The sequence below is a fragment of the Glaciecola petra genome (genome assembly GCF_031846345.1).
Taxonomy (GTDB): domain Bacteria; phylum Pseudomonadota; class Gammaproteobacteria; order Enterobacterales; family Alteromonadaceae; genus Glaciecola; species Glaciecola petra.
This window is the reverse complement of record NZ_JAVRHX010000001.1, coordinates 1,778,461-1,805,026: the sequence shown is the minus strand read 5'-3', so window position 1 is coordinate 1,805,026 and position 26,566 is coordinate 1,778,461. Positions and strand designations below refer to the sequence as shown.

29 protein-coding genes are annotated in these 26,566 nt (G+C 38.9%); 16 read left to right on the top strand and 13 right to left on the bottom strand.

The window, feature by feature from the left end; translation table 11 throughout:
* Window positions 1-275: 275 nt before the first annotated feature.
* The 5 genes from RM552_RS08000 to RM552_RS07980 all read left to right on the top strand — a co-directional run bounded on the left by RM552_RS08000 (window position 276) and on the right by RM552_RS07980 (window position 4,315).
* Window positions 276-848, top strand: a complete 573-nt coding sequence (locus RM552_RS08000) for a tRNA-uridine aminocarboxypropyltransferase (RefSeq protein ID WP_311368236.1) — start codon at window positions 276-278, stop codon at window positions 846-848.
* Window positions 849-1,109: 261 nt separating this feature from the next.
* Complete coding sequence (locus tag RM552_RS07995) at window positions 1,110-1,235, top strand: hypothetical protein (protein ID WP_311368235.1); 126 nt, start codon at window positions 1,110-1,112, stop codon at window positions 1,233-1,235.
* Window positions 1,236-1,289: 54 nt separating this feature from the next.
* On the top strand, window positions 1,290-1,826 hold the full coding sequence (gene apt, locus RM552_RS07990) for an adenine phosphoribosyltransferase (protein WP_311368234.1): 537 nt from the start codon (window positions 1,290-1,292) through the stop codon (window positions 1,824-1,826).
* Window positions 1,827-1,833: 7 nt separating this feature from the next.
* On the top strand, window positions 1,834-3,948 hold the full coding sequence (gene dnaX / locus RM552_RS07985; protein ID WP_311368233.1) for a DNA polymerase III subunit gamma/tau: 2,115 nt from the start codon (window positions 1,834-1,836) through the stop codon (window positions 3,946-3,948).
* Between the two features lie 40 nt (window positions 3,949-3,988).
* Window positions 3,989-4,315 carry a YbaB/EbfC family nucleoid-associated protein gene (locus tag RM552_RS07980; protein ID WP_311368232.1) on the top strand — a complete coding sequence of 109 codons (327 nt, stop codon included), beginning with the start codon at window positions 3,989-3,991 and terminating at the stop codon, window positions 4,313-4,315.
* A 13-nt stretch (window positions 4,316-4,328) separates the two neighbouring features.
* On the opposite strand, the gene RM552_RS07975 is transcribed toward RM552_RS07980, so the two are convergent.
* Window positions 4,329-4,748 carry a CBS domain-containing protein gene (locus RM552_RS07975; protein ID WP_311368231.1) on the bottom strand — a complete coding sequence of 140 codons (420 nt, stop codon included), beginning with the start codon at window positions 4,746-4,748 and terminating at the stop codon, window positions 4,329-4,331.
* A gap of 382 nt (window positions 4,749-5,130) precedes the next feature.
* On the opposite strand from RM552_RS07975, the gene recR reads away from it, so the two are divergent.
* The 3 genes from recR to adk all read left to right on the top strand — a co-directional run bounded on the left by recR (window position 5,131) and on the right by adk (window position 8,663).
* A complete protein-coding gene (recR, locus tag RM552_RS07970) occupies window positions 5,131-5,730 on the top strand; it encodes a recombination mediator RecR (protein ID WP_311368230.1) in 600 nt (199 codons plus the stop codon).
* 109 nt (window positions 5,731-5,839) lie between these two features.
* Window positions 5,840-7,762, top strand: coding sequence for a molecular chaperone HtpG (htpG, locus tag RM552_RS07965; RefSeq protein ID WP_311368229.1), 1,923 nt, complete (start codon window positions 5,840-5,842; stop codon window positions 7,760-7,762).
* A gap of 256 nt (window positions 7,763-8,018) precedes the next feature.
* Window positions 8,019-8,663 carry an adenylate kinase gene (gene adk, locus RM552_RS07960; protein WP_311368228.1) on the top strand — a complete coding sequence of 215 codons (645 nt, stop codon included), beginning with the start codon at window positions 8,019-8,021 and terminating at the stop codon, window positions 8,661-8,663.
* Window positions 8,664-8,713: 50 nt separating this feature from the next.
* Here the strand turns inward: adk and RM552_RS07955 are convergent, their stop codons facing one another.
* Window positions 8,714-9,214, bottom strand: coding sequence for a DUF2244 domain-containing protein (locus tag RM552_RS07955; protein ID WP_311368227.1), 501 nt, complete (start codon window positions 9,212-9,214; stop codon window positions 8,714-8,716).
* Between the two features lie 121 nt (window positions 9,215-9,335).
* Between RM552_RS07955 and RM552_RS07950 the strand changes: the two genes are divergently transcribed.
* A complete protein-coding gene (locus RM552_RS07950) occupies window positions 9,336-10,217 on the top strand; it encodes a sulfite exporter TauE/SafE family protein (protein ID WP_432277202.1) in 882 nt (293 codons plus the stop codon).
* Between the two features lie 41 nt (window positions 10,218-10,258).
* On the opposite strand, the gene RM552_RS07945 is transcribed toward RM552_RS07950, so the two are convergent.
* The 11 genes from RM552_RS07945 to RM552_RS07895 all read right to left on the bottom strand — a co-directional run bounded on the left by RM552_RS07945 (window position 10,259) and on the right by RM552_RS07895 (window position 18,910).
* On the bottom strand, window positions 10,259-11,932 hold the full coding sequence (locus RM552_RS07945) for a Na(+)/H(+) antiporter subunit D (protein WP_311368225.1): 1,674 nt from the start codon (window positions 11,930-11,932) through the stop codon (window positions 10,259-10,261).
* Window positions 11,929-12,252 carry a hypothetical protein gene (locus tag RM552_RS07940; RefSeq protein WP_311368224.1) on the bottom strand — a complete coding sequence of 108 codons (324 nt, stop codon included), beginning with the start codon at window positions 12,250-12,252 and terminating at the stop codon, window positions 11,929-11,931. Before RM552_RS07940 ends, RM552_RS07945 begins: the two co-directional genes overlap by 4 nt.
* Before the next feature lie 11 nt (window positions 12,253-12,263).
* Window positions 12,264-13,733 carry a proton-conducting transporter transmembrane domain-containing protein gene (locus RM552_RS07935; RefSeq protein ID WP_311368223.1) on the bottom strand — a complete coding sequence of 490 codons (1,470 nt, stop codon included), beginning with the start codon at window positions 13,731-13,733 and terminating at the stop codon, window positions 12,264-12,266.
* Window positions 13,734-13,772: 39 nt separating this feature from the next.
* A complete protein-coding gene (locus RM552_RS07930; protein WP_311368222.1) occupies window positions 13,773-15,290 on the bottom strand; it encodes a monovalent cation/H+ antiporter subunit D family protein in 1,518 nt (505 codons plus the stop codon).
* Window positions 15,283-15,648, bottom strand: a complete 366-nt coding sequence (locus RM552_RS07925) for a cation:proton antiporter subunit C (RefSeq protein ID WP_311368221.1) — start codon at window positions 15,646-15,648, stop codon at window positions 15,283-15,285. Before RM552_RS07925 ends, RM552_RS07930 begins: the two co-directional genes overlap by 8 nt.
* The gene (locus tag RM552_RS07920; RefSeq protein ID WP_311368220.1) at window positions 15,645-16,067 is read right to left on the bottom strand and encodes a Na(+)/H(+) antiporter subunit B; all 423 of its coding nucleotides are present in this window, start codon (window positions 16,065-16,067) and stop codon (window positions 15,645-15,647) included. Before RM552_RS07920 ends, RM552_RS07925 begins: the two co-directional genes overlap by 4 nt.
* A complete protein-coding gene (locus RM552_RS07915) occupies window positions 16,057-16,623 on the bottom strand; it encodes a DUF4040 domain-containing protein (RefSeq protein ID WP_311368219.1) in 567 nt (188 codons plus the stop codon). The genes RM552_RS07920 and RM552_RS07915 overlap by 11 nt, the downstream gene beginning before the upstream one ends.
* Window positions 16,623-16,994, bottom strand: coding sequence for a monovalent cation/H(+) antiporter subunit G (mnhG, locus tag RM552_RS07910; protein ID WP_311368218.1), 372 nt, complete (start codon window positions 16,992-16,994; stop codon window positions 16,623-16,625). Before mnhG ends, RM552_RS07915 begins: the two co-directional genes overlap by 1 nt.
* Complete coding sequence (locus RM552_RS07905; RefSeq protein WP_311368217.1) at window positions 16,991-17,368, bottom strand: MrpF/PhaF family protein; 378 nt, start codon at window positions 17,366-17,368, stop codon at window positions 16,991-16,993. The genes mnhG and RM552_RS07905 overlap by 4 nt, the downstream gene beginning before the upstream one ends.
* On the bottom strand, window positions 17,365-17,859 hold the full coding sequence (locus RM552_RS07900; RefSeq protein WP_311368216.1) for a Na+/H+ antiporter subunit E: 495 nt from the start codon (window positions 17,857-17,859) through the stop codon (window positions 17,365-17,367). The genes RM552_RS07905 and RM552_RS07900 overlap by 4 nt, the downstream gene beginning before the upstream one ends.
* A 106-nt stretch (window positions 17,860-17,965) precedes the next feature.
* Complete coding sequence (locus tag RM552_RS07895) at window positions 17,966-18,910, bottom strand: aldose epimerase family protein (RefSeq protein ID WP_311368215.1); 945 nt, start codon at window positions 18,908-18,910, stop codon at window positions 17,966-17,968.
* 323 nt (window positions 18,911-19,233) lie between these two features.
* On the opposite strand from RM552_RS07895, the gene RM552_RS07890 reads away from it, so the two are divergent.
* The 7 genes from RM552_RS07890 to RM552_RS07860 all read left to right on the top strand — a co-directional run bounded on the left by RM552_RS07890 (window position 19,234) and on the right by RM552_RS07860 (window position 26,281).
* Window positions 19,234-19,911, top strand: a complete 678-nt coding sequence (locus RM552_RS07890; protein WP_311368214.1) for an RDD family protein — start codon at window positions 19,234-19,236, stop codon at window positions 19,909-19,911.
* Window positions 19,908-20,858 carry a stage II sporulation protein M gene (locus RM552_RS07885; RefSeq protein ID WP_311368213.1) on the top strand — a complete coding sequence of 317 codons (951 nt, stop codon included), beginning with the start codon at window positions 19,908-19,910 and terminating at the stop codon, window positions 20,856-20,858. The genes RM552_RS07890 and RM552_RS07885 overlap by 4 nt, the downstream gene beginning before the upstream one ends.
* Window positions 20,848-22,482, top strand: a complete 1,635-nt coding sequence (locus tag RM552_RS07880) for a hypothetical protein (protein WP_311368212.1) — start codon at window positions 20,848-20,850, stop codon at window positions 22,480-22,482. The genes RM552_RS07885 and RM552_RS07880 overlap by 11 nt, the downstream gene beginning before the upstream one ends.
* Window positions 22,479-23,678: a DUF4350 domain-containing protein gene (locus RM552_RS07875; RefSeq protein WP_311368211.1), complete on the top strand. Its 1,200-nt coding sequence runs from the start codon at window positions 22,479-22,481 to the stop codon at window positions 23,676-23,678. Before RM552_RS07880 ends, RM552_RS07875 begins: the two co-directional genes overlap by 4 nt.
* On the top strand, window positions 23,675-24,646 hold the full coding sequence (locus RM552_RS07870) for an AAA family ATPase (protein ID WP_311368210.1): 972 nt from the start codon (window positions 23,675-23,677) through the stop codon (window positions 24,644-24,646). The genes RM552_RS07875 and RM552_RS07870 overlap by 4 nt, the downstream gene beginning before the upstream one ends.
* The gene (locus RM552_RS07865; protein ID WP_311368209.1) at window positions 24,643-25,980 is read left to right on the top strand and encodes a DUF58 domain-containing protein; all 1,338 of its coding nucleotides are present in this window, start codon (window positions 24,643-24,645) and stop codon (window positions 25,978-25,980) included. Before RM552_RS07870 ends, RM552_RS07865 begins: the two co-directional genes overlap by 4 nt.
* 136 nt (window positions 25,981-26,116) lie before the next feature.
* Complete coding sequence (locus RM552_RS07860) at window positions 26,117-26,281, top strand: hypothetical protein (protein ID WP_311368208.1); 165 nt, start codon at window positions 26,117-26,119, stop codon at window positions 26,279-26,281.
* The last annotated feature ends 285 nt before the right edge of the window (window positions 26,282-26,566 follow it).

Sequence of the window (26,566 nt, the reverse complement as noted above, 5' to 3'; positions counted from 1 at the left end):
TATACAGAGCAACGGGTTTTTTACTACGCGCTTTTTGTGAGGCTCCAAAGTTATTTTTCATCAGAGCGTATTCTATGATAAACAGGTTATCAAGTTTACCTACTTCACCAAAATAGACATTGCCTTAATTTATATCTTTAATAGTTTTGACTATTGAACTTAGTTTTCTATAGAGGCTATCGGTTACATTATTTTTACGAATTTAGCTCCAATTATGTTTAACTACAGTACTTGAAAATTGTATAGTGTTTTTCGATAAGGGGGTGAATGAAAGAATGTATAGAGATTATTGTACTCAATGTCGCTATCCCATAAACACATGTGTCTGTCATGCCATTGAGCCTGTCCATATAACGACAAATGTGTATATATTTCAACATCCAAAAGAAAAGCGTCATGCCAAAAGCACGGTGCGACTGCTACATTTATTATCTGCTAATATTAAGGTAATTAATGCCAAAGATAAGGAAAGTGTTGACTTACTACTAAGTCAACTAAATACAGAAGACACCGCTATCATTTATCCCAATCCTAATAGTGTGGCATTAGATATCAAATCGAACTCTACTGTCGAGAATGACATTAAGAACCTACTAGTTATTGATGGAAGTTGGTCGCAAGCGTATTCAATTTTTAATCAAAACCAGAACTTTAACAAGTTTAAGTCTTATCATTTTGATAGCCCACCTAAACAAAAATTTATTATTAGAAAGGCTAAGCGAGCAGAGCAACTTTCTACGCTAGAGGCAGTAGCTTACTCACTTAAAAATATTGAAGGGTTAGATGAAAGACCATTTCTTTTTCTTTTTGATGAAATGCAAAAGCATTGGTTAAATCATATAAAATAGACTGTTTTGAAAAGCACATGTCTAGCATCAAATTGAAAGTTAACAAACTTATCTATTTTCTACTCGTATTGTTTTTTACTACATGTTTTTATAGCTAACCAACATATTTTTTACCACGATATAAATGCAAATCAGACTATACATGTTGTTGGTAAAATATACGCTATATAACGCGTTACTTGCTATTTTTTTCGCTTTCTTTCACGTACACTACGCCACCTAATTTAGCGCTTATTTCGAAACTATTTGCTGAGGTCAATAATGAGTGATCAATCCGAATTCAAAGAAGTCTTTAACTGGTGGTATTTTTTCGGTATCGTAGGAGCCTTGGTCGCATTTCCTTTACTCCATATTATTGCATGGGTTTTGCGCACCATATTTATTTGAGTACTTTACGCTCTTACTTAAAATAATAAGTTTCTGTACATTCAAGGAAATAAAGTGTCCAAAGAACTAATCAAAGACGCGGTAACGACTATTGTTGATTACCCAAAGCCGGGTATTCTCTTTCGTGATGTTACCAGTGTTTTGCAACAACACGATGCGTTTCAAGCTTGTATCGATTTACTTAAAGAGCATCATGTTGAACATCAATTTGATAAAATTGTAGGTACAGAAGCACGGGGGTTTTTGTTTGGAGCCCCATTGGCACTTGAACTTGGTGTAGGTTTCGTACCAGTGCGCAAGCCAAAGAAATTACCTAGAGAGGTTATTTCAGAATCCTATGAACTAGAATATGGCACTGACGAGTTGGAAATTCATAAAGATGCGATTAATCCTGGTGATAAAGTCCTGATGATTGATGATTTGCTCGCCACAGGCGGAACAATGATCGCGACAGCCAATCTTATTCGGCGTTTAGGCGGGATTGTAGAGTACGCTGGCTTTATTATTTCGTTACCAGACATTGGCGGAGAAAAACGACTCTTAGAAGCGGGTATTACGTCTTATTGTATTTGCGAATTTGAAGGAGATTAATTAGCCAATGAGCTATCAGGTTCTGGCAAGAAAATGGCGCCCTCAAATTTTTCCTGAATTAGTGGGCCAACAGCATGTTGTTGATGCAATATCAAATGCATTGCAAAACGATAAACTTCATCACGCCTATTTATTTACCGGCACCCGTGGTGTTGGTAAAACGACCATTGCCAGAATTTTTTCGAAAAGTTTAAACTGTGAAGAAGGGCAAAGCGCCAATCCATGCGGCAAATGCAATACTTGCATCGATATTGCTGATGGACGTTATGTTGATTTATTAGAAATAGATGCCGCTTCGAGGACAAAAGTCGAAGATACACGCGAATTGTTAGACAACGTGCAATACAGGCCAACTCGCGGTAAGTATAAGGTTTATTTGATAGATGAAGTACATATGCTATCAAAACACAGCTTTAATGCTTTGTTAAAGACCTTGGAAGAACCCCCTGAACATGTCAAATTTTTATTGGCTACCACCGATCCTCAAAAGTTACCTGTTACCATTCTGTCTCGTTGTTTACAGTTTAGTCTTCGCGCATTGAGTAAAGAACAAATTCAAGCTCACTTAGCACACATTTTAAAACATGAAAATATTCCTTTTGAAGATAACGCACTGGCACAAATAGCAAAAGCGGCTCAAGGCAGTATTCGGGACTCACTCAGCCTTACTGACCAAGCTATTGCGCAGGGTAACAACAGAGTAAGTCATGCAATAGTAGCAAACATGTTAGGTTTGTTAGATAAAAACCAAATACTTAAACTGGTCAAATATATTTGCGAGAAAGATTCGCAAAAAGCACTTGCTCAGCTCGATAGCCTTTGTGACCAAAGTTCTGATTTTACTCAAGTATTATCTCAAATAGTGGGTCTTCTTCATCAAATTGCGTTAAGTCAGATAGTACCAGAAATATGTAAACTTGAATCCGATTCTGCAAAAGGCATCCATGTTTTATCAAAGAACTTATCTGCTCAACATGTTCAAATGCTTTATCAAATAGCGCTTAACGGTAAGAAAGACTTGCCTCATGCTCCTGACGGCCGCATGGGGTTGCAGATGACGATACTGCGGATGCTTGCATTTTCGCCTGCTCAAAAGATTGACCTAGATGTAGATGCCTTAAAAAGCGACGCTTCAATGAATGTTGTTAACGATACTATCCAACAAAGTCTTAGCGCCGAATCACTGCAAAAAGAAAATAACACCTTGTCTTCTGACTCAGCAATTGAAACTACGCTAGTCGAGCAAATTGATAACCCAAATTCTGCTGGCTCAGATACAAACCTTGCTGTAACCGCTAGCGATGCTCACAATCAAGACGAATATCATAACGACAATCGTATTGATGAACATGTAGAGTATGCTAACGATATCCCAGTTGATATAGCAGCCGATATGTCGACAAGTAATGTTACTATGTCACCCGAGGCGCCGGAAGCGGAAACACTTATGCCTCACGAGGATGATGAGGTTTTTGCATCCAAACCAATTCAAGGTACTGATCCAGAAGAAACACCTGACAATACACTGGCAGTGCTGCAGCAAAGTAAACAATTAGATGATTTGTTTGGTGAAGACCTTAGTGGAGATTCAGGCGGAAAAAAGCCTAAAGCTACCCAAGACATCGCTTCACTTCCAGCGGTGAGTAATCAGTATTCTCTTGGTCACCAATTCACGGTGTTCGACACCACACAACACAGCAATACATTGCATGCGGTTTTAGCAAATGGCGATAAGTTGATTAATGCGGCGCAAGTTGATGAATGGAGCGCTTTTGTGGATTCAACAAACATTCAAGCCTTCACTAGGCAATTATTATTGCATGCAAATTGTTCAGAACTTTCAAATCCATTAAAACTTAAGATAGATGCAAACAATAAGCACTTGGCAGATGATTCGGTGCTTGCAAGTATAAAAGAAAAATTGAGTAAGTTATTTGGTCAAAATTTTGAAGTTGAAATTGATTTAAATAAGGTTAAAAATACGCCGTTTGAAATTCAAACTCGTATCGACGAAATAAGATTAAAATATGCGCGTGAAATTGTCGAAACTGATGAAGGAATTCAGGAATTGAAAAAAGCGTTTGACGCAGAGATTATTGAAAATAGTATCGTAGCACGCTAGTACAACTCATAGTTTTGTATCAGGTATAGAAGAGGTAATTATGTTTAAAGGTGGCATGGGCAATATGATGAAACAGGCCCAACAAATGCAAGCTAAAATGCAAAAAGCGCAAGAGGATCTTGCCAGTTTAGAGGTGACTGGGGAGTCTGGTGCAGGCCTTGTGAAGGTTGTGATGACATGTAACCATAATGTTAGGCGCGTTGATGTTGACGATTCTTTGATGGAAGAAGATAAAGAAATGCTTGAAGACTTAGTTGCCGCTGCGTTGAATGATGCGGTGAGGCGTGTGCAAGAAACGACCCAAGAGAAAATGGGTGAAGTTACAGGTGGCATGGGTTTGCCCCCTGGTTTCAAGATGCCGTTTTAATTTTTTAGTCCATTTATAACTTATCTTTATAGCCGTCGTGTAGTTGAACATCAATTGCATGTAAAACGTCGCTGCGGTTAATTGTTCCTAGTAAAGTCATATCGTCGTCTACAACCGGATATACTTTTGGTCTCTCGGTTAGCATTCTTTGTGCGAGTTCTAAAATTGAATCATAAGCCTTAAATGTTAAAGGCGGCGTTTTCATTATTTCTGAAACTTTGCAAACTTGCTCTCGATAATAACTCGATGTAATCATTTGACTTATGCAGTCTTGTTCAGACAAAAAACCAATAACTCGATTATTAACATCTACAACTGGCCCACCTGTTTGTTTACTAACAAGTAACATTTCAACCGCTTCAGCGACCGGCATGTTCACAGTTAATTTAACTGGGCGTCGATTCATGTAGTCTACGATTTTTAATGATTCCATTAATTTTCCTTCGAATATTGTTTAGACGTTTACTTATAAGACTTCGCTAGAACGATAAAATATACAAAATCAAAATGTACTGCAATATAATGCGCCACTCAAATAAAAAATGGCGATATCATTAAGAGTAGTGTTTTTTTGCATATAGAGCAATTGGTGATTGATAATAATCTACTTACTTTAATCATTATAATATTCATTACTGGTGCTTGTTTCACATTTAATACATGCAATTATAGCGTGTTTATCCGGTATGCCAGACTTGCGTATTGACGCGAAGGTCACTGAAACCTATTATGTATAACATAACGCCAGTGCTGTTGTATTTGCCCCATAACTGAACTTTATTTGCCTTATAAAACACGGGTCAACAAGGAATCATATGTCATTCAGTCCTCTTATCGACGAGCTAGTTGTCGCATTTAAGTGTTTGCCCGGCGTAGGTGCTAAAAGTGCTCAGCGAATGGCATTTTCTTTGCTCGAACGAAATCGAGAAGGTGGATTGAAATTAAGCCAAGCATTACACAATGCAATGGAGCATATTAGTAACTGTGAACAATGTCGTACTTTCACGGAAAGTAAATTGTGTGGTATTTGTAGCAATCCTAGCCGTATTGATAACGGCGATATATGCGTAGTGGAATCGCCGCAAGACGTAATAGCTATAGAACAAACACTTCAGTTTAAAGGGACTTATTTTGTATTGATGGGGCATTTGTCACCCATAGACGGCATGGGGCCCGCAGAGATAGGTTTAGACGTATTTCAACAAAGACTGACACAAGATGCAGTCAAAGAAGTAATATTAGCGACTAACCCCACAGTAGAAGGTGAAGCAACAGCTCACTACATCTCACAAATGTGTAAAAAGCAAAATATCAAAACTACTCGTATCGCACACGGAGTGCCAGTGGGTGGTGAACTCGAATACATAGATGGTAATACCCTTACTCATGCCTTTACTGGACGTCGAGATTTCTGAAATATTCTCTCTATTTCCTATTGAAAAGCGATTAATAGCCCTCAAATACTCCTGACAACGTTTTTATCAATTATTGATTCAACCACTACAATAAAGGAGTTCCTTGGCTATGGCTGAGACAGTCCAACACGAAACCCATGGTTTTCAAACTGAAGTAAAGCAATTACTTCAATTAATGATTCACTCTTTATATTCCAACAAAGAAATTTTCTTACGTGAACTTGTTTCAAATGCAGCTGATGCTGCTGACAAGCTTCGTTTTAAAGCTTTGTCAGACGACTCGTTGTTTGAAGGCAATGGTGAGTTAAGTGTACGCGTTAGCGTTGACAAAGAAGCAGGTACCTTATCGATTAAAGATAATGGTATTGGAATGAATAAAGAAGATATTATCAAGAATTTAGGCACTATTGCGAAGTCTGGTACAAAAGATTTTTTCAGTCAGTTGTCAGGCGATCAGGCAAAAGACTCTCAGCTAATAGGCCAGTTTGGGGTTGGTTTTTATTCAGCGTTTATTGTTGCCGATAAAGTTACGGTGAATAGCCGAGTTGCTGGCGCAGGTCCTGATCAAGGCGTTCAATGGATATCAGAAGGTGAAGGTGACTTTGCTGTTGCAGATATTGAAAAAGCGGACCGCGGTACAGAAATTATTTTACACATCAAGGAAGAAGAAAAAGAGTTTTTAGATGATTGGCGTTTGCGTTCTATCATCACTAAATACTCTGATCATATTAGTATTCCTGTAGAATTTTTCAAAGAGGCTGTTGAGGAAAGTGAAGGCCCAGATGGCGAGAAGATTCCCGGAACAGAAGCAGCATGGGAGTCGGTTAACAAAGCAACGGCCCTTTGGACGCGAGATAAGTCTGATATTAGCAAAGAAGAGTACACTGAGTTTTATAAGCATGTATCACACGACTATGCTGAGCCACTAACGTGGTCACACAATAAGGTTGAAGGAAAAACGGAGTACACAAGCTTACTTTATATACCGTCTAAAGCACCTTTTGATTTATGGAATAGAGAGCAAAGCAGCGGCTTAAAGCTTTATGTACAGCGCGTATTTATTATGGATGATGCTGAGCAGTTCATGCCAACATACTTACGTTTTGTAAAGGGTCTACTCGATTCAAATGATTTACCCTTAAATGTGTCTAGAGAAATACTGCAAGACAACAAAATCACTCAAGCAATACGTCAAGGCTGTACTAAACGGGTCTTAGGTATGCTTGAGAAAATGGCAAAGAAAGACGCTGAAACTTACCAATCATTTTATAATGAATTTGGTAATGTTTTGAAAGAAGGGCCTGCGGAAGATTTTGCGAACAAAGAAAAAATTGCTGCCTTGTTGCGTTTTGCCTCAACTAACAATGAAAACAATGAGCAAACGGTTTCATTGGCAGATTACATTTCTCGCATGCCAGAAGGGCAAGATAAAATTTATTATGTTACTGCTGATTCTTATCAAGCAGCTCGCACCAGCCCTCATTTAGAGGTATTTCGTAAAAAAGGCATAGAAGTACTCTTGCTTGGCGAACGCATTGATGAATGGCTTATGTCGCATTTAACTGAATTTGATGGCAAAACAATGCAATCAGCAGCAGGTGCAAATGTCGATTTAAGTGATTTAGACGATGATGATACTAAAAAAGCCCAAGAAGAAGCAGAAAAAGCAGTTGAAGGCGTGCTAGAAAGAGCGAAAAAATCATTAGGTGATAAAGTAGAAGAGGTTAAGTTTACACACCGATTGACAGACTCTCCAGCTTGCATTGTGGCAACTGACGATGGTATGACTACTCAAATGGCAAAACTTATGCAATCTGCTGGGCAAGCTGTACCTGAACCTAAATATAATTTTGAACTGAATCCAGACCATAATTTGGTTAAGCTAATTGCTGATGTGCAAGACGAAGACCAATTTACTCAATGGACCCAAGTTCTGTTCGATCAAGCTGCATTGTCTGAGCAAGGGAGTTTGAAAGAACCTGCTGAGTTTGTGAAAAACTTGAACAGTTTATTGAGCAACTTAACAAAATAAGTTTGTGTTATAGAATAATAGGAAAACGTTGGTTTATTATTTTATATAAATCAGTAGGATAAAGAGTTAGTTTCTCTAAAGAGCTAACTCTTTTTATTTACAAATTGATTTGCTATTGGTAAGACCTTTTGCTAAAAAAGGTAATTTAAATCTTAGGCTAAAGTATGAACAATTTAGATGATTATTGCTTGTGTAGGCCGACATGAGCATGTAGAGTTTCTCACGGTTTATTTCTTTATGATTTGGAGGACGCTCAATGCGTATTATTCTTCTTGGTGCACCGGGTGCAGGTAAGGGTACACAAGCTCAATTTTTAATGGAAAAGTTTGCAATACCGCAAATATCGACGGGTGATATGTTGCGTTCTGCAATAAAAGCAGGCACTGAAATGGGGCTGGCTGCTAAAAAAGTGATGGATGCTGGACAGTTAGTATCAGACGATATCATCATCGGCCTAGTCAAAGAGCGAATCGCCCAAAAAGATTGTGAGAAAGGCTTCTTGTTAGATGGCTTTCCGCGCACCATTCCGCAAGCAGAAGCGATGCAAGATGCGGGAATTGCGGTAGATTACTGTATTGAGTTTGACGTGCCTGACAGCGTGATAGTCGATAGGATGTCAGGACGACGTGTTCATCCTGCTTCAGGCCGCGTTTATCACGTTGTTTATAATCCTCCTAAACAAGAAGGTAAGGACGATGTCAGTGGTGATGACTTAGTTATTCGCGACGATGATCAAGAAGCAACTGTGCGCAAACGCTTGGGTGTATATCACGAGCAAACTAAACCTTTAATTGATTTTTATCAAAGTGCAGCAAAACAGGGATTATGCGATTATCTGAGTGTTGATGGTACACAAGCGGTTGCTGATATTGCCGCTGAACTTAGTAGCAAATTAGCTTAATTAAGCGAGATAAAAAGGCAAGGTGGTTTAAGACCGCATTGTCTTTTAGATCATGACATCTGCCACCACCGATTGCGCAATAAAATAACCCCAGCCGATTCTAAGGCGTCTTTTAATACTTTTCTATCATCTAAATTTAAAAATTCACCAATGACTAGTTTGCTCTGTTTGTGACAAATTGCAATCCTAGGTAACTCCCAATTATTTTCGGTCTCAGAATAATAAAAATCAGTATCGTGCCGTGGCACCTCGACGCGGGATTGTCGTTTAAATATGCCCATCTCAACAATCACTTTCTCTTTTTCTATGGTGACTATTTGTTTGCTGTAAGTAAAGCGAGATACTTTGTACATCAGAAGAGCAAACAAGCCAACTTCGAACCCAGCAAAGGGTAGTACTATCCATGCGCCTACAAAGGTCCATGCAAGTGCGATAATCATTACAAAAACAACCATCACAATAATGACCCATTTAGTTTGTTGCCAAGTGGCAGACTGATTTGGTGATAGGGTTATTATTGTTTGTGCATCTTGTTGCTGCGTCACTACCATATTTTGAAACCTTGGGTATAATCCATGCTCATTCTAATTTAGTATCTATTTACACTGAATTTAGTTCATAGTTCCAACAACACTTTACGTTTAACGCTGAGGAGTCTTATTGTTACGCGGTTTGTTTAGTTTATTCAAGAAGCACCCTATAAAATGTGTCTTGCTAACTGTATGGATAGGCTTACTCTGCTTCAATTTTACCCTAGCGGTGATTATTGATTATGTTGGTTTTACTATTTTAGGGGTGATAGGCGCAATATTCGCTAATGCTACAGGGGCCGGCGGCGGCGTTGTGTTCGTTCCTTTTTTCAATCAGCTATCCTTGTCGAGCGAAACCATAGTGGCTACCAGTTTCGCTATTCAGTGTTGTGGTATGACGGCAGGCGCAATAACGTGGTATTGGCATTATAGAAATTTGCCTGATAATAAAGAGTGGTCGCCTTTGCCAAAAGCACTGTTGTATATAGTGCCGAGCTCAATTGTCGGTATTTTAATCGCCCAATATGCTTTGGGTGATTATACCAGCCTTGTTCAGGACCAATTACACGTTTATTTTGGTATTTTCTCAATAGTATTAGCGATCGCTATATATTTGTCTATACCTTTGATGAAGCGTGAAGCAATACAAGTTAGCATTCAAAAGCTCGACATCTTAGCCTTAATATTGACTGCTATTTTGGGTGGCGTTATAACAGCATGGTTATCAGTAGGTGTCGGCGAGCTAGTGGCAGTCTATTTGATACTTAGAGGTTTCAATGTGACTTTTGCTATAGCACTAGCTGTTATGGTATCGGCGTTTAGTGTGCAAGCAGCGATCTTTTATCACATCTTAATATCTAATGCCGTATATTGGCAAATAGTCGCCTTCGCAGGTGCAGGCGCTATCATTGGAGGAATGCTCGCCAAATATGTGGTGCTTTACTTCTCACCTGCAAAACTAAAAGTGTTTTTTGCCTCGTGGGTGTTGGTGATGGGTATTGCAGGCCTACCTTTATTTAGCTAAGACTTATAATCATATTTAACGAACTACATAATTGTTTGTGCTTACAAAAACTCAGTCATAAAGGCCACCAGCGCTAGTATGACAAATCCGATTGCCATTCTAAAGGTAAGTGTTGCGGCATTCGCATCGGCGTCTCTATGCATGACGGGAAGCTTGCTAATCGCTGTTTGTACCCCAGTCGTTATTGCTGTAGTCGATTTATTAGCCGCATGCTTTATCATATTGCCCGTTCGCGGGAATACCTTTCGATAAAACCACTCAAAATCCAAATTGACTGATTTTAATTCAGGCGGGTAGAGTCCCATTTTATTTAACCACACAAACGCTAAGGCAGAGAAAAACAGTAATTGTAGTTGAGTCAGCGTATGGGTTAAATCGTATGGCTGATAGCTATTATCCCATGGTAATAATTGATACAACACATGAGGGTAACTGCCAATCAAGATACATAATACGGAAGCAATCCCCATAGCGACTAACATATTGGTTGGAGCTTCTTTAGGTCGCAAACCGCTATCATGGGCGAAAAATGCAAAGAAAGGAATTTTAATGCCAGCATGATGAAATACACCCGCCGAAGCGAACAATAGCATTAACCAAAGGTATTCGTGACCAGCTTCAATCATGGCGGCCATCACCATACTTTTACTGACAAAGCCACTAAATAAAGGGAACGCCGAGATTGATGCTGCGCCGATAATACAAAACAGTGTGGTTTTAGGCATAGTTTTGTGCAATCCACCTAAATCAGAGCCATTAACATGTCCAACACGAGTAAGTACAGCGCCCATGGTCATAAATAACAAGCCTTTAAATATCACATCGTTAAATGCATGTGCAACGGCACCATTTAATGCTAATGCTGTTCCTATACCTATTCCACACACCATGAATCCGAGCTGATTAATTAGACTATAGGCAAGTACCTTACGTAGGTCATTCTCAATAACGGCATAAAAAATAGGAAAACAGGTCATGGCTGCGCCAATATAAACTAGCATATCTTCGCCAGGGAATGTCCTAGCTAACATATAAACCGCAACCTTTGTCGTAAAAGCAGATAAGAAAACAGTACCAACCGGCGTTGCCTCAGGGTATGCGTCGGTCAGCCATGTATGCAAAAATGGGAACGCGGCTTTTACACCAAAAGCAAACAAGAAGAAGTAGGAAGCGGTGCTTCCTAAACCTATAAAATCGATAGATATACTACCGGTGTTCTGATAATACATAATGGTCGCAATTAATAATGCGACACCAGATAGTATTTGCATCATTAGGTAGCGAATGCCTGCTCTTTGCGAAGCCTCGGTGCGTCGCGCAAATACTAAGAAAGCAGAAGTGAGGGCTAATAATTCCCAAAATATAAATAGAGTCAAAAAATCACCAGCAAACACGGCACCCACAGCACTACCAGCGTAGGCTAAGCCTGCTACTATTTGAATCTTATCTTTTAAATGAAGTGCGTATATCAAACAAAGAAAACATGCGATATGAAATAAATACGCAAAAAGCAAAGATAGTTTGTCGACTTTGACTATTTCTAACTGAAATATATGCAAATTGATTGTAAATGCACTAGTCTCTTGTGAGAAAAACAACCATAAACCATTGATTAAAGGTACTAAAATAAGCGCGTAACGCCATTTAACAGGTGCTAACCAGGCAAAAATTGCAGCGAGGAAAAAAGGTAAAAAAGCAGGAATCTCATAACTCATGATTGCCCCTCCGAAACCTTACTATTTTGAGCCTCTTGCTTTTCGTCTAATCGTTTGTCGTAATAATCTTCGTCGCGCATTAGCCCAAGTCGCATTAGCTTGGCTAACACAACTAACACTGTGCATGCTACAAAGCCATAAATGGCATAAAAAGCAGGTATTTTTTCAAAATCCAAATAAATGTGACGATGTACAACAAAGTCCAAAGCTACCAACAAAATTGAAATAGCATAAAACGAATATAAGATAATGTTGACGTTTCTCTCTTTATCAAAGAAGCCTTCGTCAGAATTGGTGTTATTGTTTGTTTTATCTTGCATTTAATAGCACCTTATTTTGTTAAGCTTAATGACAATTGGTAGAAAATAGACGGATCAAAAAACAAATATAAAGTCACTATGGTCGGAATTGCCATTCCAATTAAACAGGCTTTTGGCGCTTCTTGAATATCAGTGTAAGAGGGGTTCTGAATAAAAAATGCACGCATTGGGATACTTAATAAATAATAAGTATTCAACAAGGTACTAATAGCCAAGGCACTCAAAACAGTCCAATACATAAACTCATTACCTTCAAAACCTAAGGTGCCGGCTAGCAAATACCATTTACTCCACATACCGCCAAAGAAAGGAATACCCAATATACTAAAGGTTCCTATGGTAAATACTAAAAAGGTGAAAGGCATAGCGCGGCCCATACCATCTAAATCGCTAACGGCCTTTTTGTGCATAGTGACCAAAATTGCACCTGCAGCAAAAAACAACGCAATTTTACCAAAAGCATGCATAGCAATGTGCATACCTGCGCCCAATACAGCATTCTTGGTTGCTAGCATCACACCAAGCACAATGTAGCTTAATTGACTCACAGTAGAATAAGCCAAACGCTCTTTCAGATTATCTTTGGTTAGCGCAATAAAAGAAGCTAGTACAATCGTGACTAAGGGGAACCATAGTAAAATAGTGTTAGCGCCCGATTCTGTTATAAAGTCCGTACCAAAAATAAAAACAACCACTTTAACGACAGAAAATACCCCGGCTTTTACGACAGCAACGGCATGCAGCAATGCACTTACCGGCGTTGGTGCAACCATAGCTGAGGGTAGCCATTTGTGCATAGGCATAACACCCGCCTTACCAATACCTAGAATAAAGAGCACCAGTAATGGTAAGACCCAGGCAGGGTCCATTGAACCAGATAAAATACCACCTTCAACAAACTCTAAACTTCCCGCTATAAAGTACACCCAAATCATCGCAGGTAAGAAAAATAAAATCGAAGAGCCCATTAAAATAAGAATATATTTCCGCCCTCCACGTTTGGCTTCGCGGGTTCCTGAATGGGTTACTAAGGGGTAGGTTGATACTGTTAGAAATTCATAAAAAATAAACAAGGTAAATAAATTTTCAGAAAATGCTACGGCCATAACCCCCGCAATTGCCACAGCAAATAGTGTGAAAAAGCGAGTTTGATGTTGCTCTTTGTGTGCACGCATATAACCGATTGCATAAATAGATGTCGCAATCCAAAGGCCGCTTGCTATGAGAGCGAACATTACGCCAAAATCATTAACCGCAAACGATATTGATAAACCATTGATAGGCTCTGCTAGTACAAAGCCAGCTTGCTGTGCATTATCCAATTGAGTATATAAATAAATATTTATCGCAAACAAACTCAAGGCGGTAATTAGGGTAATGGCCTCTCTGATGTTTTCATATTTATCTAAACGGGAGATGACCAATGCACCTACAATAGGTGTCAACAGACTAGCCATGAGCCAATAAGTAAGTTCAACCATGACAAGTACTCTTTAACATCGGGTTCATAATTTGTAATTTCATAAACCACTCCCTCCAATAGCAGGAGTATTTAGCAGCGCTTCAGCGATAGACTGGGCTGATTGATAAGGTATTTCTGTATACAACCCAAAATATAGACATGCAATAGCACCTATCCATAATGCAATACTTAAGCTCATTGGTGCTTTTGCAACACGGATGTCACCGCTTCTGACATTTTGAATCACCATTTTTCGTTTTGAATTAAAGTACATCGCTTCGACTATTTTCCAAACATACGCAATTGCAAGAACAGAGCCAATAACTATTGCTGCAACTACAATCCATTTGCCTTCAGAAACCGCTGAGCTTAACAAATACCATTTAGTTACAAATCCTACAGTGCCAGGCACGCCAATTAAGCTTAGACCAGCTAGACAGATAGCTGCAAACGTCCATGGCATACTGCCACCAAAGCCCCTAAGTTCAGACAACATGGTCGTATTTGCGCGGAATAAAATTATACCTGCACCCATAAATAATGTCGCTTTAATGATTGCGTGGTTAAATAAATGCATAACTGCAGCGGTCAAGCCGTCGTTATTTAGCAGCGATATTCCAATTACGATATATCCTACTTGTGCCACGCTAGAAAATGCGAGTAAGCGTTTGAGTTCGATTTGTTGCCAAGCTCTGTATGAACCATAAATCACAGCAACGCAGCCTAACACTAATAATATTTGCGGTAATAAGAATGCTTGCCAGTATGCAAGCGGATAAAGATCAAACAGCACCCTTAATAATGCATATAGAGATACTTTGGTCGCTGTGGCGGATAAAAATATACTAACCACTGAGGGAGCATGGCTATATGCATTTGGCAGCCAGCTATGCATGGGAAATATTGCCGCTTTTAACCCCAATCCTAAAATAATAAAAATGAAACCTGTCATCACCAATTGCATGTCTTCAAATTCAGAAAAGCGAGCAGCAATATCGGCAATATTTAGGCTACCGGATGCGGCATACAAAAAACCAACGCCAATTAAGAAAAAAGTAGCACCAATGGTTCCTAAGACAAGGTATGAAAATGCGGCGGTAAGCGCTTTTCGTGACCGGCCCATGCTGATTAAGGCATAACTAGAAAGTGAAGAAATTTCCAAAAACACAAACAAATTGAAGATATCACCGGTTAACGCGATTCCTAACAATCCCAGTAGACACAACTGAAAGGAAGCATAAAAATAGCCAAAATTTGTTTTACTAATTTCGCGAGGCACACTTTGCAAGGCAAAAATGGTTGCAACACAAGCAATTGCACTGACAATTAGGGCAATGAATGCATTGAGTGAATCAATTTTGTATTCAATTCCCCATGGTGGCCTCCACCCTCCGAGTTCATAAATAACGTGCTTTCCATCAATAACATCAATAAGAATAATGGACGAAAGGATTAGGCAGCTTACTGAAACGAAAAGTGTTACTGACCAAACAATTTTATGTGATTTAAAGAGGGCTGTAATAGGTGCCAAAACCAGTGGGATAACCACTAATAAAATAGTGAGTTGTTCAATCATTTTCAATGTTATCCATACGAGTTATTTCGTCTTCTTCGACGCTATTATACGTTTCTTTAATACGTATAATAAGCGCAAAGCCTAGTGCTGTAGTTGCTACACCAACGACAATTGCGGTCAACATTAACACTTGTGGTAATGGGTTTGAATAAACCTGATAATCAGCGTCTACAATAGGCACTGTGCCACCCGCCACTTTACCCATGCTGACATAAAATAAAATAACAGCGGTTTGAAACATGGCTAAGCCAGCCAGTTTTTTTACTAAATTAGAACGACTAATTAGTGTGTATAACCCTACCATCATAACGGCTATAATTAGCCAATAATTGATATGACCAATAATGTATTCAATCATTCTGGTGCGACTCTTCTTGCAAAAGTAAAAAATAACAAAATCATTACCGACGCCACGGTAATACCCACACCAAGTTCAATGATGATAATACCAATATGCTGTCCAGTGACCGGGTTTTCTGCAAGCACACTGTAATTTAAAAAATTACCACCTTTAAGCATTGAAACCACGCCAACACCCGCATATAAAAGAACACCAACGCTTGCACCTATCTTAAGGGCTATTTCTGGGATTACTTTTAACGCAGCATCTAGACCATACGTTAATGCGTACAATAAAATGGCAGTAGAAAAAATCACACCAGCTTGGAAACCACCTCCAGGGCTGTAATCACCGTGAAATTGCACATACAGTGCGAACAAAATAATTGTTGGAGAAAGCCACTTTGTGACAACTCTCAAAATGAGGTCATTCGGCACGACTGCCTCCTTTTGTTTTTACATATATTTTACGGCGTTGTCCCAAAAGCATTAATACACCTATGCCTGCAGTCAACACAACTGTGACTTCACCTAAAGTGTCAAAACCTCGGTAGCTAGCTAATACAGCCGTGACCAAATTGGGTACGCCGGTCTCTTCTTGCCCTTTTTCAATGTACCTTGCGGCCACTTGTTGATTTGGCGCGCTTTGAATGTCGCCTAATTCGGCAATATCATGAGTGCCATAAATCAATAAACCACCCATCATTAAGCATATTATTAGGGGGCCAAGTCTCGTTTTACCTGTACTAACTGCTTCGTGGCCGTCTTTAATTGACGCAAGCGTAACCAACATCAATACCGTTGAAATTCCTGTACCAACAGCCGCCTCTGTAAAGGCCACGTCTGGCGCATCTAATACGACAAAAAGACCAGCTACCAATAAACTATATAAGCCAAATAGCATGGCCATTGCGAATAAGTGTTTTGTTTTCAGTACGGCTAACGCGATAGTTAACAGAAAAACCATCAAAACTAAATTAATGATGAGGCTCATTATGCGTCCTCTTGGTTGTTATTTTGTGCTTTCTTCGCATCTTGGGCAGCGATTTGTTCTGCAGTTAGTACATGTATCTTCTGGTTATGTCGCAGACCCCATCGCCACGCGTTATTAGCTAGTGCGTATGAAGACGCTGGACTTGTAAAAGCCAAAAACAAAAAGATTAATACTAACTTAGCAACAACAATATATGAATCTGCTTGAAAACTTAACCCAAGCAAAATCAAAAATGTACATAACGTGTCGGTCACTCCAACGGCGTGTAGTCTGGCATATGTGTCAGGCAAGCGCACAACGCCAATTCCACCAATGAGCCCTAACACACATCCCAAGCCTATGAGTGAAAAGCTGATTATTTCTACTATCATTTATCAGACTCCTTACTATCGGTCGGTTCACCGGAAGTACCCGTATTTGCTAATAATTCGGTGTTTTCCATACGGATGTCTTCGTCTTCTACAATAACACTAGACGCATTGGCGAAATATTTTCCACGTTCTACTAATCGCAAGGCCGCGATTACCGCCACAAAATTAAGTAAGGAGTACAACAGCGAAATATCCAATAAATCATGTCGTCCAGAATAAAAGGCAAAAACAGCGACCAATAAAACGGCTTTGGTGCCAAACATATTAACGGCTAAGATACGGTCGAATACCGATGGCCCGAGTAAAGCCCTGCATACACCTAAGGCCATTGCGACCATTATTGCCAGGCCCGCAATTAAAAAATATAAGGTCATTCGTCTTTCACTTCCACTTGAGTAAGCGCGTATTGTTTCGGCATGATGTTAAGCATGTCGTTGTTGGCCAAATCGTCGGCATTTTGGTTGCTGATAGTATGCACAAGCAAAGTGTTTTTAGAAAGTGCGATACTGGAAGAGCCTGGTGTCAGTGTTATAGCGTTAGCATACAAAACTTTTGCTACATCATTTTCAAAAGGCATATCAATGGTAATAAAGGTGGATTCTACAGGCTTAAATCCTAAAATTCTTAAACTAACATCAATATTAGATTGCACAACTTTGACGCCAAGTTTGAAAATAAATACGATAAAATTGCTGGTCACGAAAAAAGTGTACCGTTCTTGGTCAATGTTATGCATTCGAGAAGTGATCCACATCGAGACCACCACTGAAAAAATGCCAAACGCCAGCATAAGAGGTTCGAACATGCCCGATAAAAGCACCCACGTGGCGACCAGTATTATTGCGAGCCTAACTTTATGGTTCACAACTCACTCCTGATGTAATTATTTATGTTAATAATGAGTACATTGCCTTTTAGGCTTTTTAATCTACCAAGTTGTTGTTAATAATACAAACATCTCTTTGTTTGTTTTAATATTTTATAAATTGATAACTGACATATTTACGATAATCGTTATCAGGACTAACCCAATCGCAAGCAAAGCCCGCTTGATTTGGCGCATCGACTAAACCTTGTGCTTCTAATGCTATCGCAGAATGTTTTTGCGGTAAATAATTACCTGAATAAACTTGCAAGGCCTCCTGATCTGTTTTAATTAGCATTGCAATGCCTTGTTCTTCAGACGATAGAAGTGCAGAAAAAGCCATATTCTTCTCCAGCACATAGCAATGGTCAAAATCGAGTGTTTTTAATTTTTGCTTAAGCAACTGCTCTTTTATTAAATCAAGTTCTGGTGGCAAAACTCTAATTTCGCCAGTAGGGATACTGTTATCATCTACGGGAAGGTAGTGTTTTGCTTTTACGCTGAGTTTTAACTCATCAATGCTGGTCGCGCCAAGATTGAAGTAGGTATGATTACACATATTGATTGGGCAAAGAGCGTCGCTTTGGGCCCAATAATCGACCCGAAGCTCATTTGTTTTTGTTAATGTGTAACTCACCCTCGCGTTCAAGTTACCCGGAAATCCTTGGTCGCCATCTTCGGAAAACAAACTAAATATTATTTGTGAATCTTCATTATTATTCTGCAGCTCATCGACTTGCCAATACCGATGGCTAAAGCTATCTTTACCACCATGCAAGAGATTTTCTCCTTCATTGGCTTCTAATTTTATGGTTTTCTCACCTACTGAAAATTGAGCTTTGCTCAGACGATTACTAATTCTGCCGCATGTAGCACCCATATAAAACACATCATTTTTAATCTCAGTATCAGTTTGGTGATTAAGAGTCGTTTCAATAAGCTGATTAGATTTGTTGCGTACCTTTATAGATAAAATTCTCGCACCATAGTTGCTGAGTGTGACCTGCATACCATGAAGGTTTGTGAGAGTGAAGTTTTTTATTAAGTCCACGACGTCTTGCCTTTGGGCTGAAGAAACTTTTAATTTCGATTTACTATTAAATTACTATGCAAGTGCAGCGTGCAGAGTGCAAGTACTTATTTGGTAATGAAAAATGTGTTGAGAAATTTTTTTGGCTTGCACGGTTTTATTTTGGCATACTCTTCTAAAATCACAAACTATAGATACGCTCAAGCTTACTTTGTTTTCTTTGTAGTTAAGCATTACTCTTCAGAAAAGGATGGTCTTTGATAGCGGATAACGACGCATATTGCATCCCTGATTATTTGGGCGTACGCACAGGCTTATTATTAAATGGATTTAGTTGTTAATACATGATCACCAATAGTTATCACATTGAGACGGCTGAAGGTATAGACATAGAAATCATCCCTGCGGGCTTGGCAGCCCGGACCTATGCTTTTTTTCTAGATCTTTGTATTCGAGTTGTCATTTTTATTGCTGCTGCTCTAATTTTCAATTATTTCGGTACTTTCGGACAAGGTCTGTTGTTTATCATTCTTTTCGTAATCGAATGGTTTTACCCGGTTCTTTTTGAAATATATAAAGGGGCTACACCGGGTAAAAAAGTGTTTGGTTTAAAAGTAGTTTATGACAACGGCTTACCTATCTCTTTTTCAGGCTCTTTAACACGAAATTTATTTCGTTTCGTCGATTTTCTGCCGTTCTTCTATGTCATTGGTGCAGTATCAATGGTGTTAAATAATGAAAGTAAGCGGATAGGTGATATTGTTGCAGGTACAACGGTTATTTATCAACCTGAGAAAGCCAAACCATTATTTTTTAATTTTGATAAACAAAGCGTTACTTTACCGCCAATGAATACTGAACAACAACGACTGATGATTTCATTTGCGCACAGGGCAAGGTACTTAAGCGAAGCTCGACAAATAGAACTTGCAGATACTTTGTACCCTATTTTAGGAGTACGCGGCGAAGAAGCCATCCGGCATATTAGAATTATCGCCGCGGTATTGGTAGGTAAAGCATGAAGCAACAAGATTTTGTCTCACGTAATACAAATACCTGGCAATTGTTTGAAAATGCTATTCAAGACGAAGCGTTATTTAAGCAGAATGATATGCCAAAGCTGTATCGTCAAATTTGTCACGATTTAGCCACAGCCAAAGCAAGGCAATATAGTCCAGAAGTGATACAACGCATAAATAATTTGTTGTTAGCTGGACAAACGCGATTGTACAAAACGAAAAACCGAATTTTCAGTGGCATTATTGAATTTTTTGTAGTCGATTTTAAACAAAGCCTAATGGCAATTCGTTCATACGTAATTTGGGCCCATATAATTTTTTATGGTGTTGCTATTACCTCTGCTTCCATTGTTATTTGGCAGCCAGATAGTGTGCAACATTTTATCGATAATACTGCTGTAGCATCAATTGAAAAAATGTATGACCCAAGTTCTACACATTTTGCCAAGGAACGTGCATCTGATGGTGATTTTTACATGTTTGGGCACTACATTCGTAATAATATTTCAATTGCATTTCAATGTTTTGTCGGTGGCATATTATTGGGTCTTGGTACCTTGTTTTATCTCGTTTACAACGCCATATTTTTTGGTGCGATATCAGGACATATTGTCAATATTGATTATGGAACTACTTTCTTTTCATTTGTTATCACCCATGGTTCGTTTGAATTGACGGCTATTGTTGTATCTGCTGCTGCCGGTGCTGTGATTGGCAAGCATCTTATTGCACCTGGACAACTTAGTCGTGTTCAAGCATTGAAAGTTGCCGGAAAACGCACCTTTCCAGTCATACTAGGTTGTTTTATATTGTTAATATTTGCAGCATTCGTCGAAGCTTTTTGGTCAAGTAGTAGCATTATTCCTAACGGCGTTAAATATTCTGTCGGTGGATTATGTTGGTGTTGGGTATTATATTTTGTGTTCAAGAGGCCCAAATATGAAACTTGAGCAGTTGGCTATCAGCACCATTCCCAAAAGCAGTTGGCAATGTTTTGATTTAGGTTGCAAAGTGGCTCTGAAACACTACAAAATTTTGTTTTCATTTTGGTTGGTAGTGTCATTTCCGTTTTTTATTTTCAGCTGTTTCCTCAGCCTTGAGTGGGGCTTGCTAACATTTTGGTTGTTTAAGCCTTGGTATGAAAGAGGCTTGTTATTTATCTTAAGTCGAGCTGTTTTTAATAATGTAATTAACCTTAAAACAGCTTTGATGGCTTGGCCAGAGCAAATTAAACCTCTTTGGTTTTCTAGCATTACATACAGGCGCTTAGCGCCATCTCGTAGTTTTGATATGGCGGTGACCCAGCTTGAACGTTTAAGTGGGAAAAAGCGCGCGAATAGGCTCAATATTTTGCACCGAAGCAAAGATGACAATACGGGATGGTGGACAGTGCTTTGTGTGCATTGGGAAGGCATTCTTTTTATTGGAATGTTAGTCATGCTTAGCATGTTATTACCCACAGAAATAGATTTATGGTCATTTTTGTTATTCAGCGAATATGAAGAAGATGTATTTTGGAGCTTACTAATCAGCAATATTGTCTTTTACCTTTGTGTAGCCTTAGTTGCACCCTTTTACGTTGCTGGTGGTTTTATTGCCTATTTGAATAGGAGAATGATTCTAGAGGCCTGGGATTTAGAAATAGGATTTAAAAAGTGGGTAACAGCCTTTAAAACAAAAGGGACTGCATTACAGTCAGCTACTTTACCCATTATTGCGTGTTTCGTCTTAGTGTTTGCGCAAACACTATTTCAGCCGGCGTTAGCACAAATGACGGAAAACGATAGCGATAGTCGTATTTCTATGAATCCTGAGCTACAAAATACCGCAACAATAACGGTTAGTAAGAAAGGAGATTCAGAGCCAAATCTTGAAGCCAAAACAAAAATAAGAGAGGAGTTGGATGCTTTATTTGATGAAGAGCCTTTTTCATCTAAAGAGACTATTGTTTATTATCGTTGGAAAGGATCTGAAGAAGACACTGAACAGGAGTACACATCTGGAGACTTTAGTGGCTTCTCGACCCTAGCAAATTTTATTGCCTCCTTTTTGGAGTTGTTTTTATGGGCTGCTTTTGCGCTGATATTTGGCTATATTGTCATAAAAAACTGGTCCAAACTCGCTAATATTCTCAAACCAAATCAAGCAAGCATTGATGATACCCCGCTCCCTAATTTTATAAGTAAGGCATTCAACGAATCCGTTCCTGAGGATATTTCTAATGCCGTTAACCAAGCGATTGTTGCTCAAGATTTTAGACGGGCATTATCATTATTGGTCAGGGCTAGTCTGCTGCATTTAAGTAAAGAACAAAAAGTACACATCACTAAAAGTATGACTGAAAACGAATGTTTGAGGGCAATAAAACAGAGCAGTGCCAAGAAAGTTTATGACTTTATGACGACTCTAATGCGCTCTTGGATAAGCATGGCATGGGCACACCGTATGCCCAATGCACACGAGCTCTCTGACTTGTTAACGCGTTTTGAAATCACTTTGATGCCCGAACTCATCCGTGTTGGTCAGAATACTCCGGTTAGCGAAAGTTTGGTCGCTACAGGCAATGATAAATGAAGATTGAAGCAAGACATTTTGCGATCGCTGGCATATGTCTAATTTTAGTCGTTTTTATAATCTTTAACTTAGAAAGAGTTGAACAAGAAATCGACCAAGGTTTTCAAAAAGAAGCTAATGAAGAACCATTTTTAGCACTTCAAATGCATATGCAGTCTTACAATATAGATGTCATATTGTCAGGAAAGGCCGAAGACTTATTTGAAGACAATTCACTTGCACCACTCAATCCTCATTATACTGACCTTATTATTTTTGATACGGCAGAAATAGCTGTCAGTAAAGAGATATCAAATAAACTCTTTGCATGGATAGAACAAGGGGGCCATGTCATCGTAGGTCTAGATACTTTGGAAGGGGCGAGTACATTTACGGGTAACCATTTTTTACGGCAGCTAGAGGTTGAAACTCATGACTATGACCGAGAACTCCTTGATAGCGAATTTAATGTATCGACAAAAATAAATACTGCTGATTTTGGTGAAATAAACGTCAATGTAGAAGATAGCTTGTACATCACTGTCAGCGACAATGAAGAACTCGTATATTCAGCGAGTGTTTTGTCTAGTGCATATGTAGATGAACCCATTGCCCAAGACAAAATTCATTTTTATGACAAAGCAAGTATTATACAAGTAGCCATTGGGCAGGGTTTAGTAACCCTTATGACCGACGTTCAGATTTGGGACAACTATCAAATAGATGCGGAAGACAACGCCTTTTACATCCATCAGTTAGCAAAAGAGGCCGATGCCATTTACCTAATGAGTTTTTCTGAACCATTAATGTGGTATTCAATTATTGTAAACTTCTCACCCGCTTTTTATTGGATACTCATTTTTGTTGCATTAATCAATATATGGTTCTTCGCGGTTAGATTTGGTGCAATAAAACAAGTCGAAGATACGGTTGTTACGTATTTCAGTCAACATATAAAAGTGGCCGGTTTGTTTTATTGGGATACGGGGCAAAAACACAAGTTAATAGATGATGTAAGAAGTCAACTTTTAGACGAACTTCGTTTGCGCATGTCTCATCCCAATCCTTCAACAGCATCCATGTTGGCGGCTTTGAGTAACATAAGTTCATGGCCGGAAGCATCTTTACATACGCTCATTCTTGAGCCCATTAATCTGAACGAAACACACTTCATAAAACTAATGCAAGACTTACAAGCACTCAGGAAAATGATATGAGCGATTTAACGCAACAAGAGTTAGATACTGCAAAAAATGTTATTGGTAATCTTATCAGTAATATTGAAATAGAATTAATTGGTCAAACAGAGGTTGTAGAACAGGTCATAGTATCGTTTTTAGCTGGCGGGCACGTACTATTAGAGGGTGTACCTGGTTTGGGGAAAACCTTACTTGTGCGGCTATTGGCCAACAGTATCTCTTTAGATTATAAAAGAGTTCAATTTACCCCTGACCTCATGCCTGCGGATGTCACTGGACATTCGATAGTGAACATGAAAACGGGTGAGTTTAATGTTAAAAAAGGGCCCGTGTTTACCAATCTCTTACTCGCCGATGAAATCAATAGGGCACCTGCTAAAACGCAAGCTGCTTTACTAGAAGTGATGCAAGAACAACAAGTGACCATTGACGGGCAAGCCCATTCAGTAGGAAGGCCATTTATGGTACTAGCTACTCAAAACCCTATCGACAACGAAGGGACATATCCCTTACCAGAAGCAGAACTTGATCGCTTCATGATGAAAGTGGTGATTGGCTATCCTAGTGCAGAAAGTGAAATTCTGCTTACACAACAAATTTCAGCCAGTGCAGCAGGTAGTGAACAAGCAAAAGTATCGGAAGTGATTGACGCACAAACTCTTGATTCTATGCGAGAAATGGTAAAAAAAGTAACCGTAGATCCGCTGTTGGTTCAATACGCGGTAAATATTGTGCGTACTACCAGAGAATGGCAAGGTATTAGTCATGGCGCCGGGGTGAGAGCAAGTATCGCCTTAATACAAGCGGCAAAAGTAGCAGCGTTGATAGAAGGGATAGGATTTGTAACGCCCGACCATATAAAGAAAATGATGTACTGTGTTCTTCGCCACCGGGTTAGTTTATCTGCTGAACGAGAAATCGCAGGTGTGTCAATTGACAATGTGCTCAGTGAACTATGTGAATCGGTAGAAGTACCACGCCAATGAAATTCGTCTCAATCAGGCCGTCCAAACGCTTACTAAAAGTAACTTTTGTTTTGTTACTTAGTGCTTTGTTACTGCCTATTGTTGATCAATTTGTAATTATCGATATGTGGCGAAGGCTTCCATTTGTTTTAATGGGCCTTGTTGTTATTGCACTTTTTTTTGATGTGATAATGTCAAAAAAAGCCCCTAAAGTTGCCATTAACCGTTCGCTTATTAGTAATTTGTCGTTATATCAGCCCGCTACAGTAAAATTTGTTTTGGCTAACCGCTCGGATTCGCCGATTCACTTAGAATGGAAAGAACACTTACCAAACGATTGGGTTTGCGAGACTTACCATTCTAATATCCAATTAACGCCCGCAGAACAACAAGAACATCAATATGTAGTCACGCCACATAAGAGAGGGCCAGCTCAAATAACAGGGTGTTATTTAAGGGTAATTTCTTATTGCAAACTGTTCCAAATAACCTGGTTCAAGGCACATCAAAGTGAACATAAGGTCTATCCAAATTTTTCCTCTATTTCAGATTTAACGGGCTTAAAAGGTAGTGTAAACCTTCAGCAAATGGGACTGAAAAAATTTAATTTACGCGGCACAGGTATGGATTTCTTGCAATTGCGTGATTATCGTGAAGGCGAGAGTCTAAGACAAATAGACTGGCGTGCATCAAGCAGATTTAAAAAATTAATCTCAAAGGAGTTTCAAGAAGAAAAAAACCAACACGTGGTCATAATGCTTGATTCGGGTAGACGCATGCGCGTACAAGATGATGAATTAAGTTATTTTGAACATTCACTCAACGCATTGATTATGCTGTCTTTTACTGCCTTAAAAAATGGCGATAATTTGAGTATTCAGAGCTTTGGGAGAGAAAGCCGTTGGTTGAGTCAGGTAAGAGGTGCACAAAATGTGAGTCGCATTATGCATCATTTTTACGATTTATATCCTGAAAAAATAGCCAGTGATTATTTAAGCGCGGCTCAAGACCTGATGAAAAAACATCCAAAACGTTCGTTTATTGTCTTAGTTACATGCTTGAGAGATGAAGATTTTGATGATTTATTGGTATCAGTCAAGATATTACAAGAGAAGCATTTGGTTGCTGTAGTAAGTATCATTGAGCCTATTTACAATCATATTGAAAATAAACCCATAGAGTCAATTGACGATGCTTTAGATTATGCATCTTCCAATGTATTGCAACGCAGCATAGAACACAATATAAAACGTTTAAAGCACAAAGGTGTGATTTGTATTCAAACCAAAGCATCAGGTTTAACATCGAGTTTAATTAATAGCTATTTGAGTATTAAAAAGGCGGGTGTTTTGTAGCAAAATAGAGCAGAGCTTCGGCCGATGCGCTCCTTACAATCTTGCTTAAGTTCAGCGACGTTTAGCAAATGGTCAAAACCGACAGCGCATGAGCTAAATTGTGATGGGTCTCGTAAGCATATAAAAGGAGTTAAATATGACTAAAAAGATAGCCATTCTGGTAGTGATTGCGCTTGTGCTCATTGGCTTAATAATGACTGCAGGTAATCTTGTTTTAAATGGTTCACCTGGTTTAGCATTGCTGCCGGTATCAATAGTTTTAATTGCTGCGTTTGTTTATATTAAAAATTATAGCGAATAGGGCCAATTGGTCATTTAAATCTCTTTTATACAGTGTTTCCGTTATTGGATTAAGCGAATATTTTTGGTGCATTATCGCGAGAGGTAATGCATACGTCTTTATGCTCTCTGCTCATCTATCATTGTAGTTAAAAGTAATTCTGCACCTCCACCCAAACGTCGTTACACTTAATTCCCTAAAAATTCTCCTGCTGATTAGCTTTCATTAAAAAATAACGTAAAATTTACAAAAAATTAATAATTTAAACTATTTAAAGATCACTATGTTGTAGAGTTTTTATTTGAA

Coding starts and splice junctions, on each gene's coding strand:
- RM552_RS07870 (WP_311368210.1), top strand. CDS start 23,675: ATGAGCGATTTAACGCAACAAGAGTTAGATACTGCAAAAAATGTTATT.
- RM552_RS07890 (WP_311368214.1), top strand. CDS start 19,234: ATGATCACCAATAGTTATCACATTGAGACGGCTGAAGGTATAGACATA.
- adk (WP_311368228.1), top strand. CDS start 8,019: ATGCGTATTATTCTTCTTGGTGCACCGGGTGCAGGTAAGGGTACACAA.
- RM552_RS07975 (WP_311368231.1), bottom strand. CDS start 4,748: ATGGAATCATTAAAAATCGTAGACTACATGAATCGACGCCCAGTTAAA.
- RM552_RS07905 (WP_311368217.1), bottom strand. CDS start 17,368: ATGACCTTATATTTTTTAATTGCGGGCCTGGCAATAATGGTCGCAATG.
- RM552_RS07880 (WP_311368212.1), top strand. CDS start 20,848: ATGAAACTTGAGCAGTTGGCTATCAGCACCATTCCCAAAAGCAGTTGG.
- RM552_RS07885 (WP_311368213.1), top strand. CDS start 19,908: ATGAAGCAACAAGATTTTGTCTCACGTAATACAAATACCTGGCAATTG.
- RM552_RS07955 (WP_311368227.1), bottom strand. CDS start 9,214: ATGGTAGTGACGCAGCAACAAGATGCACAAACAATAATAACCCTATCA.
- mnhG (WP_311368218.1), bottom strand. CDS start 16,994: ATGATAGTAGAAATAATCAGCTTTTCACTCATAGGCTTGGGATGTGTG.
- RM552_RS07995 (WP_311368235.1), top strand. CDS start 1,110: ATGAGTGATCAATCCGAATTCAAAGAAGTCTTTAACTGGTGGTATTTT.
- RM552_RS07925 (WP_311368221.1), bottom strand. CDS start 15,648: ATGATTGAATACATTATTGGTCATATCAATTATTGGCTAATTATAGCC.
- RM552_RS07930 (WP_311368222.1), bottom strand. CDS start 15,290: ATGATTGAACAACTCACTATTTTATTAGTGGTTATCCCACTGGTTTTG.
- RM552_RS07875 (WP_311368211.1), top strand. CDS start 22,479: ATGAAGATTGAAGCAAGACATTTTGCGATCGCTGGCATATGTCTAATT.
- RM552_RS07915 (WP_311368219.1), bottom strand. CDS start 16,623: ATGAGCCTCATCATTAATTTAGTTTTGATGGTTTTTCTGTTAACTATC.
- RM552_RS07945 (WP_311368225.1), bottom strand. CDS start 11,932: ATGAGTTATGAGATTCCTGCTTTTTTACCTTTTTTCCTCGCTGCAATT.
- recR (WP_311368230.1), top strand. CDS start 5,131: ATGTCATTCAGTCCTCTTATCGACGAGCTAGTTGTCGCATTTAAGTGT.
- RM552_RS07980 (WP_311368232.1), top strand. CDS start 3,989: ATGTTTAAAGGTGGCATGGGCAATATGATGAAACAGGCCCAACAAATG.
- dnaX (WP_311368233.1), top strand. CDS start 1,834: ATGAGCTATCAGGTTCTGGCAAGAAAATGGCGCCCTCAAATTTTTCCT.
- RM552_RS07940 (WP_311368224.1), bottom strand. CDS start 12,252: ATGCAAGATAAAACAAACAATAACACCAATTCTGACGAAGGCTTCTTT.
- RM552_RS07865 (WP_311368209.1), top strand. CDS start 24,643: ATGAAATTCGTCTCAATCAGGCCGTCCAAACGCTTACTAAAAGTAACT.
- htpG (WP_311368229.1), top strand. CDS start 5,840: ATGGCTGAGACAGTCCAACACGAAACCCATGGTTTTCAAACTGAAGTA.
- RM552_RS07935 (WP_311368223.1), bottom strand. CDS start 13,733: ATGGTTGAACTTACTTATTGGCTCATGGCTAGTCTGTTGACACCTATT.
- RM552_RS07860 (WP_311368208.1), top strand. CDS start 26,117: ATGACTAAAAAGATAGCCATTCTGGTAGTGATTGCGCTTGTGCTCATT.
- RM552_RS08000 (WP_311368236.1), top strand. CDS start 276: ATGTATAGAGATTATTGTACTCAATGTCGCTATCCCATAAACACATGT.